This is a genomic window from Pseudomonas sp. lyk4-R2A-8 (assembly GCF_030209095.1).
In the GTDB taxonomy this organism is placed as follows: domain Bacteria; phylum Pseudomonadota; class Gammaproteobacteria; order Pseudomonadales; family Pseudomonadaceae; genus Aquipseudomonas; species Aquipseudomonas quebecensis.
Genome location: NZ_JARVSS010000001.1, coordinates 54,763 through 71,839, shown reverse-complemented (window position 1 = coordinate 71,839; position 17,077 = coordinate 54,763). Strand labels below are relative to the sequence as shown.

Below are 17,077 nucleotides of genomic sequence, written 5' to 3'. Positions count from 1 at the left end.
CCCCGATCCCTGTAAACTGCGCGTTTTAGCGCAAGCACGGAGAGCCCGGCATGTCGGCTTCGATCCTGTATATCCACGGTTTCAACAGCGCGCCGGCCTCCAACAAGGCCAGCCAGTTGATAACCGTGATGGATAACCTCGGCCTGTCCGACCGGTTGCGTGTCCCGGCGCTGCATCACCACCCGCGTCAGGCGATTCCTCAATTGGAGGCAGCCATCGCAGAACTGGGCAGCCCACTGCTGGTCGGCAGCTCGCTCGGCGGCTACTATGCAACCCATCTTGCCGAACGCCATGGCCTCAAGGCGCTGCTGGTCAATCCGGCGGTCAGCCCGCATCGAATGTTCGACGGTTACCTGGGCACCCAGAAGAACCTCTATACCGATGAAACCTGGGAGCTGACCCACGATCATGTAACGGCGCTGTCCGAGCTGGAAGTGCCCGCGCCCCAGGACCCCACGCGTTACCAGGTGTGGTTGCAGACCGGCGATGAAACCCTGGATTACCGTCTAGCCCAGCAGTACTACCGGGCCTGCGCCCTACGCATCCAGGCGGGCGGCGACCATGGTTACCAGGGGTTTGCCCGGCAACTGCCGGCGTTGCTCGGTTTTGCCGGCATTGGCGCAGATCAGTATCAATCCTTCGATTTCTCGGCACTGTAAGCGCCTTGCCAATCGCAGGTTACTTTTTAATCGAACGACTCACGATGAGACCCCATGGCCACTCCCAGCGCTAGCTCTTATAACGCCGACGCCATCGAAGTCCTCTCGGGCCTCGACCCGGTGCGCAAACGCCCCGGCATGTACACCGACACCAGCCGGCCTAACCACCTTGCCCAGGAAGTCATCGACAACAGTGTCGACGAAGCCCTGGCTGGCCATGCCAAGTCGGTGCACGTCATTCTCCACGCGGACCATTCCCTGGAAGTGTCCGACGATGGTCGCGGCATGCCCGTGGACATCCACCCCGAAGAAGGCGTGTCGGGCGTCGAGCTGATCCTCACCAAGCTTCACGCCGGCGGCAAGTTTTCCAACAAGAACTACCAGTTCTCCGGTGGCTTGCACGGCGTGGGTATCTCCGTGGTCAACGCCTTGTCTACCCTGGTGCGGGTCAAGGTCAAGCGCGACGGCAACGAGTACCAGATGACCTTCGCCGATGGCTACAAAGCCACCGATCTGGAAGTGATCGGCAGCGTTGGCAAGCGCAACACCGGCACCAGCGTTTACTTTGCGCCGGACCCGAAATACTTCGATTCGCCGAAATTCTCCATCAGCCGCCTCAAGCACGTGCTCAAGGCCAAGGCGGTGTTGTGTCCGGGCCTGCTGGTCACCTTTGAAGACAAAGGCACCGGCGAGAAGGTCGAATGGCATTATGAAGACGGCCTGCGTTCCTACCTGGAAGATTCCGTCAGCGACTTCGAACGCCTGCCCAACGAGCCGTTCTGCGGCAGCCTGGCCGGCAACAAGGAAGCCGTCGACTGGGCACTGCTATGGTTGCCCGAGGGCGGCGACAGCGTGCAGGAAAGCTACGTCAACCTGATCCCCACCGCCCAGGGCGGTACTCACGTCAATGGCCTGCGCCAGGGTTTGCTGGATGCCATGCGCGAATTCTGCGAATACCGCAGCCTGCTGCCGCGCGGCGTCAAACTGGCCCCGGAAGACGTGTGGGAGCGCATTGCGTTCGTGCTGTCGATGAAGATGCAGGAGCCGCAGTTCTCCGGCCAGACCAAGGAGCGCCTGTCGTCACGTGAAGCGGCGGCGTTTGTTTCCGGTGTGGTCAAGGACGCCTTCAGCCTGTGGCTCAACGAGCACCCGGAACTGGGCCTGGCCCTGGCCGAGCTGGCGATCAACAACGCCGGTCGCCGCCTCAAGGCCAGCAAGAAAGTCGAGCGCAAGCGCATTACCCAGGGGCCGGCACTGCCTGGCAAGCTGGCCGATTGCGCCGGGCAGGACCCGATGCGCTCGGAACTGTTCCTGGTCGAAGGCGATTCCGCCGGCGGCTCCGCCAAGCAGGCGCGGGACAAAGAATTCCAGGCGATCCTGCCGTTGCGCGGCAAGATCCTTAACACGTGGGAAGTCGATGGCAGCGAAGTCCTGGCCAGCCAGGAAGTGCACAATATTGCCGTGGCCATCGGCGTCGATCCCGGCGCGGCCGATATGAGCCAGCTGCGTTACGGCAAGATCTGCATTCTCGCCGACGCCGACTCCGACGGCCTGCACATCGCTACGCTGCTGTGTGCACTGTTTGTGCAGCACTTCCGCCCGCTGGTGGATGCCGGCCACGTCTACGTCGCCATGCCGCCGCTGTATCGGATCGACCTGGGCAAAGAGATTTTCTACGCTCTGGATGAAGCCGAGCGTGATGGCATCCTCGACCGCCTGGTGGCCGAGAAGAAACGTGGCAAGCCCCAGGTCACACGATTCAAGGGCCTGGGCGAAATGAACCCGCCGCAATTGCGTGAAACCACCATGGACCCCAATACCCGGCGCCTGGTGCAGTTGACCCTCGACGATTTCGCCGCCACCAGCGAAATGATGGACATGCTGCTGGCGAAAAAACGTGCCGGCGACCGCAAGTCCTGGCTGGAGACGAAGGGCAATCTGGCTGAGGTACTGGGCTGATGCGCACAGGTTTCGCCCTGGCGATCCTGATATTGAGCGGGTTGGCGAGCGCCCAGGTGGCCGCCGCGCCCGTGGCTGAGCTGGTGCTGTTGTCCGAGCACCCGGTGGAAGGCATGCGCGGCGGCAACCTGTCGGGCCTTGCGGTGTGCGCCAATGAATTGTGGACGGTGTCCGACCGCGACGACGACCGGATCTACCGCCTCGATATCAGCGCGCCGACCTGGCAGGCCGAAACCGTACAGATCGATGTGCCGCCGGTACCCGAGTCCGGCCTGCCCTGGGGGTTGCGTTCGCGCACCAAGGCGGCGTCGTTCATTCGCGGTGGGGACCTGGATTTTGAAGGCATCACCTGTGACGCCATGGGTAACCGCTACATTGTCAGCGAGGCTCATGCGGCGGTGCTGCAAGTACCGGTGGCCGGTGCGCCGCAGTGGTTGAAGATCGCCCCCGGCATGGTGCGCGAAGCCCGCGCCAGTGGCATGTTGCTGCACTTCAATGCGCTGTTCGAGGGCCTGGCGGTGAATCCGCAGGGCAATCAGCTCTGGCTCGCGGCCGAGCGTGAGCGGCGCGGGCTGGTGTCCATCAAGCGCCCGCAGAGCTTGTGGGACTGTGACGGTCGCTGCGTACTGCTGAGTGAGGCCGGCACAGAGATGCAGCCGGCCCAGGTGCCCAACGCCAAGGCGGTATCGAGGAATTTTTCTGACCTAGCGTTGTTCGACGGCAAGTTATTTACCCTTGAAAGCAGCCAGTACCAGATCTGTCGCCGCGATGCCGTTACGGCCGCGGTCGAACGGTGCTGGTCGTTTGCCGAAGGCATGCTGGCGCCGCAACGCCGGTATGACCAACCCTATGGGCTGGCCGAGGCGCTGGTGATCGACGCCGAGGGCGCCTGGATCGGGCTGGACAATAACTTCGGCCCCCGCGCCGATGGTGAGAAGCGTCCGGTGGTCTATCGTTTTGCCGCCCCGGCCGGTGGCTGGAGCGCCCAGCCGTGAACCCTGCATTTTTTGAATTGATTCAGCGCCGCGGCCGTTCCGCTGCGCCTTACCCGACCATGATGAGGCCCGCATGAGTGACATCCTCGCAGACAGCTTAGACGGCGTAGAACGCCGCTCGCTGGCTGACTTCACCGAAAATGCCTACCTCAACTACTCCATGTACGTGATCATGGACCGTGCCTTGCCGCATATCGGCGACGGCCTGAAACCCGTGCAACGGCGCATTATCTACGCCATGAGTGAGTTGGGTCTGGACGCCGATTCCAAGCACAAGAAGTCGGCGCGTACCGTCGGTGACGTGCTCGGTAAGTTCCACCCCCACGGCGACTCGGCCTGCTACGAAGCCATGGTGCTGATGGCGCAGCCGTTCAGCTATCGCTACACACTGGTGGATGGCCAGGGTAACTGGGGTGCGCCGGATGATCCCAAGTCCTTCGCCGCCATGCGTTACACCGAAGCGCGCCTGTCGCGTTACTCCGAAGTGCTGCTCAGCGAGCTGGGGCAGGGCACGGCGGACTGGGGGCCGAACTTCGACGGCACCCTCGACGAACCCCTGGTGCTGCCGGCACGTTTGCCCAATATCCTGCTCAATGGCACTACCGGCATTGCGGTGGGCATGGCCACTGACGTGCCGCCGCACAACCTGCGCGAAGTGGCCACCGCGTGCGTGCGCCTGCTGGATGAACCCAAGGCCACCGTGGAGCAGCTCTGCGAACATATCCAGGGCCCGGACTACCCGACCGAAGCGGAGATCATCACGCCGCGCGCCGATTTGCTGAAGATGTACGAAACCGGCAAAGGCTCGGTGCGCATGCGCGCCGTGTACCACATCGAGGACGGCGACATTATCGTCACCGCGCTGCCGCACCAGGTGTCCGGCGCCAAGGTGCTGGAGCAGATCGCCGCATTGATGCAGGCCAAACCGTCGAAACTGCCCCAGGTCGCCGACCTGCGTGACGAGTCCGATCATGAGAACCCGTGCCGTATCGTGATCATCCCGAGCAACAGCCGGGTCGATCACGAAGTGCTGATGCAGCATTTGTTCGCGAGCACCGACCTGGAGTCCAGCTACCGGGTCAACGTCAACATTATTGGCCTGGATGGCAAGCCGCAGTTGAAGAACCTGCGCAACCTGCTGGTGGAGTGGCTGGAGTTCCGCGTGCGTACCGTTCGTCGCCGCCTGCAATTCCGCCTCGATAAGGTCGAGCGTCGCCTGCACCTGTTGGACGGTTTGTTGATTGCCTACCTCAACCTGGATGAAGTGATTCATATCATCCGTACCGCCGAGCACCCGAAAGCCGAGCTGATCGCCCGTTTCGAGCTGAGCGAGATCCAGGCCGATTACATTCTCGACACCCGTCTGCGCCAGTTGGCGCGCCTGGAAGAGATGAAGTTGCGCGATGAGCAGGATGCATTGCTCAAGGAGCAGGCCAAGCTGCAAGCCCTGCTGGGCAGCGAAGCCAAACTGAAAAAGCTGGTGCGCAGCGAGCTGATCAAAGACGCCGAGACCTACGGCGATGACCGCCGTTCGCCCATTGTCCAGCGCGCCGAGGCCAAGGCTCTGACAGAAACAGAGCTGCTGCCCAATGAGAAAATTACCGTCGTTCTGTCGGAAAAGGGTTGGGTTCGCTCCGCCAAAGGGCATGATATTGACGCTACCGGCTTGTCCTATAAGGCCGGTGATGGGTTCAAGACCGCAGCCGCCGGGCGTTCCAATCAGTTTGCGGTGTTTATTGACTCGACCGGGCGCAGTTACTCGGTGCCGGCCCATACGTTGCCATCGGCACGGGGGCAGGGCGAACCACTTACCGGGCGCCTGACACCGCCGCCTGGGGCGAATTTCGAATGTGTACTGTTGCCGGACGATGATGCGCTGTATGTGATCGCTTCCGACGCCGGGTATGGCTTCGTGGTCAAGGGTGAAGACCTGCAGGCCAAGAACAAGGCGGGCAAGGCATTGTTGAGCCTGCCGAACAACGCCAAGGTGATTCTGCCGCGCCCGGTGGCGGATCGCGAGAGCAACTGGCTGGCGTCGGTGACCACCGAAGGGCGCCTGCTGGTATTCAAGATCAGTGATTTGCCGCAGTTGGGCAAAGGTAAAGGCAACAAGATTATTGGCATTCCCGGGGAGCGGGTGGCCAGTCGTGAAGAGTACGTAACTGACATAGCAGTGATCCCGGAAGGCGCTACGCTGGTACTCCAGGCGGGCAAACGCACACTGTCGCTGCGCCCTGATGACCTGGAGCACTATAAGGGCGAGCGTGGTCGACGCGGCAATAAATTGCCTCGTGGTTTCCAGCGAGTGGATGCTTTGTTGGTGGAAACGTCCGTTTAAGGCGGATTAGAGCCCTCGATCTACGATTTAACGCGTAGATCGACGCTTTGGCGCTGGAGTCATGGCGCATATTCACGGATGATATGGCCTCTTCAGCGCCGGCGTGGCCGAGCGTGTACAGGTTATTTTTTAGTATTACATTGTGGTTCGCCTTGTGGCAGCCACCTGGATGGGATGATGACTGCTCCACGCCTTCCTTTTATTTTCATGCTCGCTGGCCTTTTGGGGCTGGCGGGTTGCAGCACACATCAACCCGTGTCGCTGTATCAGCTGGACAGCGGAAGTCCGGCTCAACCAGCTCAAACCGCCGGCATGGCGGTTTTGCTGGGGCCGGTAATCGTCGCGGACTACCTGCAGCGTGAAACCCTGCTGCAACGTCAGAACGACGGCAGCCTGCAAGGTTCCACCGATGGTCGATGGGCGGGCAGTTTATCGTCCGACATCAACCAACTGATGCTGCGCCAGGTGGCAGGTCAACTGGACAGCCAGCGGGTGGTCCTCGCGCCCGCACCGACCGGGTTCACCCCGGATGTGCAGGTATTGCTGACGATCACACGTTTGGACTCGGGCAGCTCGCAGCCGGCCATCCTTGATGCACAGTGGCGTCTGATCGACCGTCGTGGCCAGGTACGCGACAACCGCATCGTGCACTTGCAGGAACAGCACACCGGCACCACCGCGTCCCAGGTCCAGGCCCAGGGCGTGTTGTTGCAGCACTTGGCCCAGCAATTGTCGGTGGCACTCAAGCCGTTGGCCAACCAGCCGCCGATCGCCGCCGAAGCCCCGCGCAAACAAGCGCCGGCCCAGGCCAAGCCGGTTGCTCCGGAAAAGCCCAAGATGCCCATGGCCACACCGATTCGTACCGATATGGAAGTGTTCAGGTTTTGATCTGAATGCCACACAAACAAAAGGCCCGCTGATTCAGCGGGCCTTTTGTTTGTGTGCGATTTACTTGAAGTTTTTAGCAGTCCCAATGTGGGAGGGGCTTGCCCCTCCACATTATTCTTGCCGTGCTCTTCAGGGTTTTGCGCGGGTCTCGTGCATACGCGCTAACTGACGTTCCAGCATCGACGGATACGGTTCCATCAGGCGCTCCACGCAGCTGGCGCCCTCGGGGCTGGCAATCGGGCGGATGCGGGCGCGCTGGCGAATCAGCGCGTCTTCACTGATCTTGCGCTCCACCAGCAGCAGGTTGCGGCTGTGCTGGGACAAGGCCAGCGCATCCTGGGCGATTTCAGTGAGCAGCAGGTCGATCTGACTCATGCCGAACAGATCGTCACCCACGGTCAGCCCCAACTGCAGTTGCAAGGTGATGCCGCTGTCGGCCACCTCGATCTGCAAGGCGTGGCCCAAGGCGCGCAGCAGCTCGCCGCAGCAGATGGCGTTGGTCAGGTAGTCTTCGCCGCTGTCTTCGCTGTGGAACAGCATCAACGTGCTGCCATCGTTCAGGGTATGCAGTTCGCTCTGGTACAGCGAGGCGGCCTGGTCGAGGCAGTCGCGGTAGCGTTCCAGCAATTCCGTGAGGCGCGCGCGGGGCAGGCGACGCAGTTGGTCCTGGGCACCCAGTTGCACGGCCAGCACGGCACTGTGCTGCGGTTCGGCGTTCTTCATCGGCGCTGCCTTCGGCACGACGGCCGGGGTGCCGGCCGAGGTATCGCGCAGGTCGGCGAACGGGTCTTCGTCGTCCAGTTCGTCCTCTTCGGCGATGAGAGCCTTGCGCGTTACGGGCTTGAGGCCCGCCACCGGCGGCTTTTCGTCGAAGCCGGGGTCGCGCAGGTCGCGCACTTCGAACTCGGGTTCGTCGTCGTAATCGGTGTCTTCGAGCTCGGGTTCCGGCTCAATTTCTCGGACCACCGGCTCCGGGGCGAAGCTGGCGTGGAGCTGGCGCGCCAAGTCGCCGATTTCGTCCTGGCGGTCAGTGGCCGGAGTGTGTTCGTCGATGTCCCGCAGCCAGATGCGCAGTTGCATCAGCGGCGTGGAGATGTGCCGACCCAGGCGCAGGCTCAAGGCCAGCGCCAATGCCAGCAGAATCGCGCTCAGGATGCCCATGCTTTGCAGGCTGATGGTCATCGGCTGCTGGAATTGCTGCATGTCCAGGCTGATGCGCAATTGGCCGGCCTTCACATCCTGAAAGGTGATATTGCTCTGGTACAGGCCTTCGGCCTCACCCAACAGGCCGTTTTTCGGGCGCTGACCGGCTTCGGCCATGATCCGGTTGTCGACGCTGTAGATGGCGGCGTGAGCCACCAGCGGATTCTTGGTGAGGTTATTGAGCAGCACGTTGAGACTGAGGATGTCGTTGGACACCAGCAGCTCGGTCGCCGAGGTGGCGGTTTGGGTGGTCAAGCTTTCGCCCAGGGCGTCGGCTTGCTCGTGCATGGCCTGTTTGAACTGCAAACCCATCACGCAGGCGTAGATCACCAGGGCCAGGGCGACCAGGATCACGTTATGGCTGGCGATGCGTAATGCGATCGGTACACGGCGGTGGCGCAGTGCCCGGAAGATCAGCAGGAAGAAGTTGTCGGTTTTTACTGGCGTGGGCCGGTTCACTTGAGCTCGGCTCTTGGTCCGTGAAGTTGACGCGCAGTATAGCGACAGGCCCATGACCGGCAAAGCGTTGGCTGTGCCCGATGGTCACTGAAAGTGGGTAGAATGCGGTTTTTTTCCAGCCTGGGGGTGCGCCTTGCGCGAAATTGTCCTGATTAACATCACTGGGGAAGACCGCCCGGGTCTTACCGCCGCCATTACCGGTGTTCTGGCCCAGGGTGGTGTAAACATTCTCGACATCGGCCAGGCAGTGATCCACGACACCCTGTCGTTCGGCATCCTGGTGGAAATCCCGAGCAACGAACAGTCATCATCCGTGCTCAAGGACATTCTGTTTACCGCGTATAAGCTGGACCAGCAGGTGCGTTTCACGCCGGTCTCCGAAGCGGACTACCGGCAGTGGGTGGCCGGCCAAGGCAAGAAGCGCCATATCGTCACGCTGTTGACCCGCAAGGTCACCGCCGAACAGCTGCAGCGCGTCAGTTCCATTACCGCGCACTATGGGTTGAATATCGACCATATCGACCGTCTGTCGGGGCGCATGCCGTTGGACACGCCAGCCGACCAGGGCAAGGGCTGCATTGAGTTCTCCGTGCGCGGCGAACCGGCCGATCCGCAGGCCCTGCGGGCTGAATTCCTCAGTGTGGCCCAGGAACTGAACGTCGATATCGCCTTCCAGGAAGATTCGCTGTTCCGACGCAACCGTCGCCTGGCGGTGTTCGATATGGACTCCACACTGATCGAGGCCGAAGTCATCGACGAGCTGGCCAAGGCCGCCGGCGTGGGTGAGCAGGTCAGTGCCATCACCGAACGTGCCATGGCCGGTGAGTTGGACTTCCGCGCCAGCTTCAAGGAGCGTCTGGCACTGCTCAAAGGCCTGGATGTGAGCGTGCTGGATTCCATCGGCGCCTCCCTGCGCCTGACCGAGGGCGCCGAAACCCTGTTCGCCGAACTCAAGCGCCTGGGCTACAAGACTGCGATCCTGTCCGGCGGCTTTACCTATTTCGCCAAGCAGTTGCAGGCCAAGCTGGGCATCGACTACGTCTTTGCCAACGAGCTTGAAGTGGTCGACGGCAAAGTGACTGGCGTAGCGGTCGAGCCGATTGTCGATGCGCAGCGCAAGGCCGACTTGCTCAAGGAGCTGGCCCACAAGGAAGGGTTGCGTCTGGAGCAGACCATCGCGGTCGGCGACGGTGCCAACGATTTGCCGATGCTGGCGATTGCCGGGTTGGGCGTGGCGTTCCGGGCCAAGCCACTGGTCAAACAGTCAGCCAAGCAGGCAATTTCGACCTTGGGGTTGGACGGTGTGCTGTACCTGCTGGGCTTTCGCGACCGCGACGGCCAGCTCTGAGACTCAATGCGGTCAGAAATGTAGGAGGGGGCAACCCCCCTCTCACATTAGATCTCTGCAAATATCGGATCAGGCTTTCGGCAGGCCGATCCCCTGACCCATCTGCACCGGCGAACCGGCCAGCAGCGCTTCTGACCACTGCACCTGATCCGGCCCGAACAGCACGATCGCGGTGGAGCCCAACTTGAAGCGTCCCAGCTCCGCACCTTTTTCCAGGTGGATCGGCGCGCGGGCGGCTTCGTCATAGCGGAAGGTTTTCAGCTCGCGCTTGGGTGGCGTAACCAGGCCGGCCCATACGGTTTCAATCGACGCTACGATCATCGCGCCCACCAGCACCACAGCCATCGGGCCGAGTTCGGTGTCGAACAGGCAAACCACCCGCTCGTTGCGCGCGAACAGCTCCGGCACGTTTTCGGCGGTGGTCTGGTTGACCGAGAAAATCCGCCCCGGCACATAGACCATCTCGCGCAGGGTACCGGCCAGCGGCATGTGCACGCGGTGATAGTCCTTCGGCGACAGGTAAATAGTGGCGAAATCGCCGCCCATGAACGGCGCGGCCATGGCTGCATCGCCGCCCAGCAGTTCCAGCACGCTGAAGCTGTGGCCTTTGGCCTGGAACACGCGGCCATGTTCGATCGGACCGAGCTGGCTGACCGCGCCGTCGGCGGGGCTCAGCACGGCGCCGGGGGTCGGGTCCAGAGGCCGCGCGCCGTCTTTCAAGGCGCGGGTGAAGAATGCATTGAAGTGCTCGTAAGCGGTCACGTCCTCGACCAGTGCCTGGGACATGTCCACTTGATAGCGCTTGGCGAACCAAGTGGTGAACGCATTCTTGAACCAGCGCACGCGGCACTCGGCCACGCAACCGGCCAGGCGCGACAGTAAGTGGTGCGGCAGCAAATACTGGCTGAGGATAAACAACTGCTTTTTCATAACTGTCCTTAAACCTTAAGTCTTTTCAACGGGCGTATCGGGGTGATTGCCCCATTCGCCCCAGGAACCGGCATAACCTTTGACTCGCGGATAACCGAGCGCCTTGGCCACCAGATAGGTGAAGCCAGAGCGGTGGTGAGTCTGGCAATGGGTGATGATTTCTTTGTCGGGCGTCAGGCCCAGGTTTTCAAGAATCTGGGGCATATCGCGGCGGATTCGCAGGTTGCGCGCCTTATCCATGCCTTCAGTCCATTCGAAGTTGACCGCGCCGGGGATGTGCCCGCCCTTGGCCGCGAGCACCTTCTCGCCGGAATACTCCAGCGGGCCGCGCGCGTCCCAGATCCCCAGGTCGGCAGCGCCGAGACGGCTTTGCAGGTATTCGCGCGTCGCAGTAGGGCCATCGTGCAGTGTGAGGCTGACCGGGCCGCCGGCCGACGGGGGAGCATCGGTGGACACGGGCTGGCCGTCTGCTAACCATGCCAGCAGGCCGCCGTCGAGATAGTGGTATTTCTGGTGGCCGATCACGTCGAGCAACCAGATAAAACGCCCGGCCCAGCCTCCGCCTTCGTCGTCGTACACCACATAGGTAGCGTCCGGCGTGTGGCCGAGTTCGCCAAACAGCTTTTCCAAGTCCGCCTTGTTCGGCAGCAGGCCGGGAGCTGGCGGTTGGCCCAGTTGAGTGCGCTTCGGGTCAACGAAATGTGCGCCGGGGATATGCCCTTCGGCGTAGCGGGCGGCACTGGTGAGGTCCACCACAATCAGGTGTTCGGCACCCAGGCGACTGTGCAGGTCGGCGGATTCGATCACCAGCGGCAAGCCAGAGAAGTCAGGCATGTGAGGTCTCCTGGGCATAAAGGTCGGCGATAAGGGACGGCGATTGTAGCGCAAGCATCAGGCGCCGCGGTTGGTAAAGCCGTGCAGGGCCTTTTCGATGCATTGGGCGGTTTTGCCAAAGGCTTGCACGGTGGTTTCCGAGAATGGCCCACCGCCCTGGTCGGCCACCATCAGCATCACGACCTTGCCATTGCAGCTCAAGGAACGCAGCAGCAAGTGTTCGCCACTGAACAGGCGACTCAGGATTGGCGGCAGCAGCGCGGAGAACTGGGCGTGGTTGTCCGGCGTGAAGCGGACCTGGGCGGATTTTTCCAGCAGGCGCTGCAGCATCGTACTGTGCACCACGTCCAGGCTCAGGTTGGCGGCGTCCTTGGGCAAGCCGTCGACCTGGTGTACGCGCAAGGTGCTTTGGGCGCGGTCGGTCATCAGCAGCATCACCCGTTGCATACCGCTGGCGACCAGCGCCTCTTTGGCGCAGGTGGTCAGGTGCATGGCGTTGGCAAACCGGCTCGGTTCCATCAGCAGTTCGGTGCAGCGGCTGCGCCATACGGCCAGGGCTTCGGCGGTAGGGGGCGGAGCGGGCAGCAAGCCTCGATGGATCTTCTGCACATGCCACGGCCAGATCAGCGACAGCGCCGGATGCCAGAGATCGGGCATCAGCGCGGTGCGGGCGCTGGTTACGGCTTGTTGGTGGACTTGCTGCTGCACCTCGCCCAACGGTTGTTGCAGGTACAGGGCGGTGAGCAATTGCCAGCGCTGCGTGTGCGGGCAGGTCCAGGATTCCTGGGCGGACATTGCCAAGCCATTGGCCAGCAGTACGGTATTGGCCGGCTGGTTCAGCCAGCGGCGCAGGCCGGGGTCGGCGTCGAGCAATTGCTGTTGGTGCAGAGGGTCTTCGTCGCGGGCGACACGCAGCGACTTGACCAGCATGCGTTGCTCGTTCAGCAGCAGGGTGTAACCCTGGGAGACCCACATCGGCAAGTGCCAGGCTTCGGTCAGGCCGATGCACAGGTCCAGCAGGCGCACGCCGAATAATTGCTGCTCGACCACGCGCGCCGACTCGCCCTTGTGGATAACCCGCAGTTCCCATTCTTCCAGCAGCTTGGGATAGGCCACTGCCATCGGCCACAGCGGCGATAGAAACAGCAGGCTGCCCCAGTGAATGTCTTGCCACAGCCGCGCCAGGCGGCTGCCGAACAGGCCATTGGCCTGCTGCGAGGCGTGCTGACTGACCAGCAACAGCTGGCGCAGCGCCGCTGGAATGTCCTGGGCGGGCACTGACGGCAAGCGCGCCAGTAATTCCTCGGCGCGCTTGAGGCCCAGGCGGTTGAGCGCCACCTCGAGGTTTTCCGCCGGCTCGGCCAGGCTGCCATGGGTATGGCTGTTGGCCTCGCGCATCACGCTGAGTACCAGGGCCGGGCTGTTTTGCATCAGCTCGGCAATATCTCGCAACGAACTGCGGCTGTCGCGAATGGCTTTGCATACGCGGTCATGGCTGGCCTGTGGAACAGGCAAGTGCACCTCGTCCAGACGCTTGATCCAGTCGGGGAGGGAGGCAGGTTTTGCAGTTGGGTCGGTTTTTTGTTTAGCCATGGTAGGGGCGCGATCATCACTTGCGGTCAACACGCCCGGAGCGGGCCGAACTGGCTTTTCGCCTTAACGGGCTATAGTCTGGCGCAGTTTTGCCGATAAGTAGAACAAGAGTTTTCCAGTTCCCCCAAATATGTCCATGAACCTGACGGCGCAAGTACTCATCTCCTATGGCTAAAATTATCGGCATCATCGTCGTCCTCGCGAGCGTGCTCGGCGGTTACGTCCTTTCCCACGGTAAAATCGCCGCGTTGATCCAGCCTTTCGAAGTGATGATCATCGGCGGGGCGGCGTTTGGTGCATTCCTGCAAGCCAACCCTGGGTACATGACCATGCACGTGGTCAAAAAATCCCTGAGCATGTTCGGTTCGCGCTTCTCCCATACTTTCTATCTGGAAGTGCTGGGCCTGGTCTACGAGATCCTCAACAAGAGCCGCCGCGAAGGCATGATGGCCATTGAGGCCGATATCGAAGACGCCGCAGCCAGCCCGATTTTCGCCAAGTACCCGGCCGTGCTCAAAGACGAGCGCATGACCGCCTATATCTGCGATTACCTGCGCATCATGTCTTCCGGCAACATGGCGCCCCATGAGCTGGAAGGCCTGTTCGACATGGAATTGTTCAGCCTTAAAGAAGAGTTGGAGCACCCATCGCACGCGGTGACTGGCGTCGCCGACGGCATGCCCGGTTTCGGTATCGTGGCGGCGGTACTCGGTATTGTGGTGACCATGGCCTCGCTGGGCGAAGGTGACCAGGCGGCCATCGGCATGCACGTAGGTGCGGCATTGGTGGGTACGTTCTTCGGTATTCTCGCGGCCTACGGTTTCTTCGGCCCGCTGGCGACCTCCCTGGCCCATGACGCCAAGGAAGAAATCAACCTGTACGAATCGATCAAGGCCAGCCTGGTGGCGTCCGCCTCCGGCATGCCGCCTTCGCTGGCGGTGGAGTTCGGTCGCAAGGTGTTGTACCCCAAGCATCGCCCAAGCTTCGCCGAGCTGGAACAAGCGGTTCGCGGTCGCTAAGCCATGGAAAACAACCAGCCGATAATCATCAAGCGCGTCAAGCGCTTCGCTGCGGGGCACCATGGTGGCGCCTGGAAAATCGCCTTCGCCGACTTTGCGACGGCGATGATGGCGTTCTTTCTGGTGCTGTGGCTGATGTCTACCGCCACGCCGGAGCAGAAGATCGCCATCGCCGGCTACTTCAAAGACCCTATCGGTTTCTCGGAAAGCGGCACGCCCTTCGTGATCGACCTGGGCGGTTCGCCGCAGCTGGCGCCTGAGCGCACGATCAACCCGGAAGTGAAGACCGAGGCACCCCAGGAGAAAATCCCGGTGGAGCGCGACACGGTCGAGGCCATGGCCGAGCAGGTCGAGCAGGAGCGTCTTGAGCTGTTGCTGCAGGAACTGCAAAACAAGGTTGAGGAAAACCCGCAGTTGCTGAAGTTCAAGGATCAGATTTCCTTCGAGATCACGCCGGACGGTCTGCGCATCCAGATCACCGACGCCGCCAACCGGCCGATGTTCGATTCCGGCAGTGCGCGGTTGAAGCCGTACTTCGAAGACATCCTGCTGGCCATGGCCGACACCATCAAAGCGGTGCCGAACAAAATCAGCATCAGTGGCCATACGGACGCCAAGCCCTATGCGGGCCAAGGCGACTTCGGCAACTGGGAGCTTTCGGCCAACCGCGCCAACGCGGCCCGTCGTGCCCTGGTGGCCGGCAGCTACCCGGATTCGCAAGTGGCGCGGGTGGTGGGTTTTGCCTCCTCGCAGCTGTTTGATGGGAAGGACCCGTTCAACCCGATCAATCGGCGCATCGACATCGTCGTGCTGACTAAAAAGGCCCAGCGCGCGATCGAGGGCGATCAACCCCCTCCGGCACCCACGCCGGGCGCCGGGGCGCCAGGGGAAGTGCCGACCGACCCGAACGCGATCCCGCCAGGAAAGGAGCCATTGCCGGCCCATGAACTGCGGCAGAGGTTGAATCTGTTTGACGATGGCGGTGTGAAAGACCCGACGGTGCCCAGAACGGGCTCTTAACCTGCATATGAAAAGGCCGCGATCATCGCGGCCTTTTCACATCTGCCTCGGCGGGCAGGGCGTCGGTCAGTAACTGCTTTCAGGCAAGCTTGCAATGATCGACCGATAGCTATTCATCCGCTGCTGTTGCACACGGCCATCTTCCAGGGCCTTGAGCAAGGCGCAGCCCGGTTCGCGGTCGTGCTTGCAGTCGCGGAAGCGGCAGGTGCCGATCAGGTCGTTGAATTCGATGAAGCCGGCTTCCACATCGCTGCGGCTGACGTGGCCGAGGCCGAATTCGCGGATACCCGGAGAGTCGATCAGCTCGCCACCGCCGGGGAAGTGGAACAGTCGCGCGGTGGTGGTGGTGTGGGTGCCCTGGCCGGACAGCTCCGACAGTGGCCCCACGCGGGTGTCCACTTCCGGCAGCAGGCTGTTGACCAGCGACGACTTGCCGACGCCGGACTGGCCTACGAACACGCTGATGCGCCCGTCCAACTGTTGTTGCAGTTGTTCCATGCCATTGCCGTGATGGGCCGAGACTTCCAGCACCGGGTAGCCCAGGGTGCGGTAGACCGCCAGCAACGCATTGAGCGCCGGGGCGTTCTGCTCGTCGATCAAATCGAATTTGTTCAACAGCAGCAGTGGGCGAATGCCGGCGTGCTCGGCCGCCACCAGGTAGCGGTCGATCAGGTTGGCATGGGGCTCGGGCAACGGAGCGAAGACAATCACGATCATGTCGACGTTGGCCGCCACCGGCTTGAGCTGGCCGCGACTGTCGGGGCGGCGCAATTCGGTGCTGCGTGGCAACTGGGCGACGATCACGCCGATCCCCTGGTTGCCGGCCCGCCATACCACACGGTCGCCGGTCACCAGCGCCGGCAGGTTGGCGCGCAAGTGACAACGGAACACCTGGCCGGCGAGTTCGCCTTCCAGCGCCTCGACTTCGACCTGCACGCCAAAGTGCGCGATCACCAGGCCCGTTTGTTCGGGGCCCAGGTCGCCGCCCTCGAGCGCTTCCACGGCGGAGGATTCACGTTTGGCGGCGCGGGCGGCGCGTTCACCTTGAATCTTTTCGATGCGCCAGTTCTGGCGACGGTTGAGCTGGCGTTTGGCCATTGGTGTTCCGTGTCGATAATGCAAAGGTTGGGTAAAACGGTCGCGAGTCTAGCACGGCCCCGCCTGCTAAACTGCGCAGCTACGCCAAGGTGCCAAGAGAAACGAGCCATGCAAAACCCACAGAACCTGATTTGGATCGATCTGGAAATGACCGGTCTGAACCCTGACACCGACGTCATCATCGAGATGGCGACGATTGTCACCGACAGCAACCTCAACACCTTGGCCGAAGGTCCGGTGATCGCCATCCATCACAGCGACGCGGTGCTCGCCACTATGGATGAGTGGAATACCCGCACCCACGGCAACTCCGGCCTGACCCAGCGTGTGCGCGACAGCCGTATCAGCATGGCCGAGGCCGAGGCCCAGACCATCGCCTTCCTGGAACAGTGGGTGCCCAAAGGCAAATCGCCGATCTGTGGCAACAGCATCTGCCAGGATCGTCGCTTCCTTTATACCCACATGAAGGCCCTGGAAAGCTATTTCCATTACCGCAACCTGGACGTGTCCACGCTCAAGGAACTGGCCGCGCGCTGGGCGCCGGAAGTCAAAGACAGTTTCCACAAAGGCAGCACTCACCTGGCGCTGGATGACATTCGCGAGTCGATTGCCGAGCTGCAGCATTACCGCAAGCATTTCATCAAGGCTTGAAGCTAGGGCGGCCGAACAGCGCCCTTGCAGGCAAGCCAGCTCCCACACTTGAATGTATTCCCAAGTCCAAGTGTGGGAGGGGG

At 61.9% G+C, this 17,077-nt stretch carries 14 protein-coding genes; 9 read left to right on the top strand and 5 right to left on the bottom strand.

Going from position 1 to position 17,077, the window contains the following annotated elements; all coding sequences use genetic code 11:
• Nucleotides 1–50 precede the first annotated feature (50 nt).
• The 5 genes from QRN10_RS00290 to QRN10_RS00270 all read left to right on the top strand — a co-directional run bounded on the left by QRN10_RS00290 (nt 51) and on the right by QRN10_RS00270 (nt 6,839).
• Nucleotides 51–659, top strand: a complete 609-nt coding sequence (locus QRN10_RS00290; protein ID WP_266245626.1) for a YqiA/YcfP family alpha/beta fold hydrolase — start codon at nt 51–53, stop codon at nt 657–659.
• Nucleotides 660–713: 54 nt separating this feature from the next.
• Complete coding sequence (parE, locus tag QRN10_RS00285; RefSeq protein WP_181080484.1) at nt 714–2,618, top strand: DNA topoisomerase IV subunit B; 1,905 nt, start codon at nt 714–716, stop codon at nt 2,616–2,618.
• A complete protein-coding gene (locus tag QRN10_RS00280) occupies nt 2,618–3,613 on the top strand; it encodes an esterase-like activity of phytase family protein (protein ID WP_181080483.1) in 996 nt (331 codons plus the stop codon). Before parE ends, QRN10_RS00280 begins: the two co-directional genes overlap by 1 nt.
• 73 nt (nt 3,614–3,686) lie before the next feature.
• Nucleotides 3,687–5,951 (top strand): DNA topoisomerase IV subunit A, encoded by a 2,265-nt coding sequence (parC, locus tag QRN10_RS00275; RefSeq protein WP_253510154.1) that lies wholly within the window; start codon nt 3,687–3,689, stop codon nt 5,949–5,951.
• A 177-nt stretch (nt 5,952–6,128) separates the two neighbouring features.
• Complete coding sequence (locus QRN10_RS00270) at nt 6,129–6,839, top strand: PqiC family protein (RefSeq protein ID WP_181080481.1); 711 nt, start codon at nt 6,129–6,131, stop codon at nt 6,837–6,839.
• Nucleotides 6,840–6,968: 129 nt separating this feature from the next.
• On the opposite strand, the gene QRN10_RS00265 is transcribed toward QRN10_RS00270, so the two are convergent.
• Nucleotides 6,969–8,501 (bottom strand): AhpA/YtjB family protein, encoded by a 1,533-nt coding sequence (locus QRN10_RS00265; RefSeq protein ID WP_253510156.1) that lies wholly within the window; start codon nt 8,499–8,501, stop codon nt 6,969–6,971.
• A gap of 133 nt (nt 8,502–8,634) precedes the next feature.
• On the opposite strand from QRN10_RS00265, the gene serB reads away from it, so the two are divergent.
• On the top strand, nt 8,635–9,849 hold the full coding sequence (gene serB, locus QRN10_RS00260; RefSeq protein WP_181080479.1) for a phosphoserine phosphatase SerB: 1,215 nt from the start codon (nt 8,635–8,637) through the stop codon (nt 9,847–9,849).
• A 69-nt stretch (nt 9,850–9,918) separates the two neighbouring features.
• On the opposite strand, the gene asd is transcribed toward serB, so the two are convergent.
• From asd to QRN10_RS00245, 3 genes are read right to left on the bottom strand one after another with little or no spacing between them, the layout of a single operon-like run.
• Nucleotides 9,919–10,779, bottom strand: a complete 861-nt coding sequence (gene asd / locus QRN10_RS00255; protein ID WP_285427669.1) for an archaetidylserine decarboxylase — start codon at nt 10,777–10,779, stop codon at nt 9,919–9,921.
• A gap of 15 nt (nt 10,780–10,794) precedes the next feature.
• Nucleotides 10,795–11,613, bottom strand: a complete 819-nt coding sequence (locus QRN10_RS00250; protein WP_285427668.1) for a rhodanese-like domain-containing protein — start codon at nt 11,611–11,613, stop codon at nt 10,795–10,797.
• Between the two features lie 57 nt (nt 11,614–11,670).
• On the bottom strand, nt 11,671–13,206 hold the full coding sequence (locus QRN10_RS00245) for an HDOD domain-containing protein (RefSeq protein ID WP_181080477.1): 1,536 nt from the start codon (nt 13,204–13,206) through the stop codon (nt 11,671–11,673).
• A gap of 167 nt (nt 13,207–13,373) precedes the next feature.
• Here QRN10_RS00245 and motA point away from each other — a divergent pair, with 167 nt between their 5' ends.
• Entirely contained in the window at nt 13,374–14,225 is an 852-nt protein-coding gene (motA, locus tag QRN10_RS00240) for a flagellar motor stator protein MotA (protein ID WP_181080476.1), read from the top strand.
• A 3-nt stretch (nt 14,226–14,228) separates the two neighbouring features.
• The gene (gene motB, locus QRN10_RS00235) at nt 14,229–15,245 is read left to right on the top strand and encodes a flagellar motor protein MotB (protein WP_253510160.1); all 1,017 of its coding nucleotides are present in this window, start codon (nt 14,229–14,231) and stop codon (nt 15,243–15,245) included.
• 66 nt (nt 15,246–15,311) lie between these two features.
• Here the strand turns inward: motB and rsgA are convergent, their stop codons facing one another.
• Nucleotides 15,312–16,343, bottom strand: a complete 1,032-nt coding sequence (gene rsgA, locus QRN10_RS00230) for a small ribosomal subunit biogenesis GTPase RsgA (RefSeq protein ID WP_034111514.1) — start codon at nt 16,341–16,343, stop codon at nt 15,312–15,314.
• Between the two features lie 108 nt (nt 16,344–16,451).
• Here rsgA and orn point away from each other — a divergent pair, with 108 nt between their 5' ends.
• Nucleotides 16,452–16,994 (top strand): oligoribonuclease, encoded by a 543-nt coding sequence (gene orn, locus QRN10_RS00225; protein ID WP_034095596.1) that lies wholly within the window; start codon nt 16,452–16,454, stop codon nt 16,992–16,994.
• Nucleotides 16,995–17,077: the final 83 nt, after the last annotated feature.

Coding starts and splice junctions, on each gene's coding strand:
- QRN10_RS00290 (WP_266245626.1), top strand. CDS start 51: ATGTCGGCTTCGATCCTGTATATCCACGGTTTCAACAGCGCGCCGGCC.
- parE (WP_181080484.1), top strand. CDS start 714: ATGGCCACTCCCAGCGCTAGCTCTTATAACGCCGACGCCATCGAAGTC.
- QRN10_RS00280 (WP_181080483.1), top strand. CDS start 2,618: ATGCGCACAGGTTTCGCCCTGGCGATCCTGATATTGAGCGGGTTGGCG.
- parC (WP_253510154.1), top strand. CDS start 3,687: ATGAGTGACATCCTCGCAGACAGCTTAGACGGCGTAGAACGCCGCTCG.
- QRN10_RS00270 (WP_181080481.1), top strand. CDS start 6,129: ATGACTGCTCCACGCCTTCCTTTTATTTTCATGCTCGCTGGCCTTTTG.
- asd (WP_285427669.1), bottom strand. CDS start 10,779: ATGAAAAAGCAGTTGTTTATCCTCAGCCAGTATTTGCTGCCGCACCAC.
- QRN10_RS00250 (WP_285427668.1), bottom strand. CDS start 11,613: ATGCCTGACTTCTCTGGCTTGCCGCTGGTGATCGAATCCGCCGACCTG.
- QRN10_RS00245 (WP_181080477.1), bottom strand. CDS start 13,206: ATGGCTAAACAAAAAACCGACCCAACTGCAAAACCTGCCTCCCTCCCC.
- motA (WP_181080476.1), top strand. CDS start 13,374: ATGGCTAAAATTATCGGCATCATCGTCGTCCTCGCGAGCGTGCTCGGC.
- motB (WP_253510160.1), top strand. CDS start 14,229: ATGGAAAACAACCAGCCGATAATCATCAAGCGCGTCAAGCGCTTCGCT.
- rsgA (WP_034111514.1), bottom strand. CDS start 16,343: ATGGCCAAACGCCAGCTCAACCGTCGCCAGAACTGGCGCATCGAAAAG.
- orn (WP_034095596.1), top strand. CDS start 16,452: ATGCAAAACCCACAGAACCTGATTTGGATCGATCTGGAAATGACCGGT.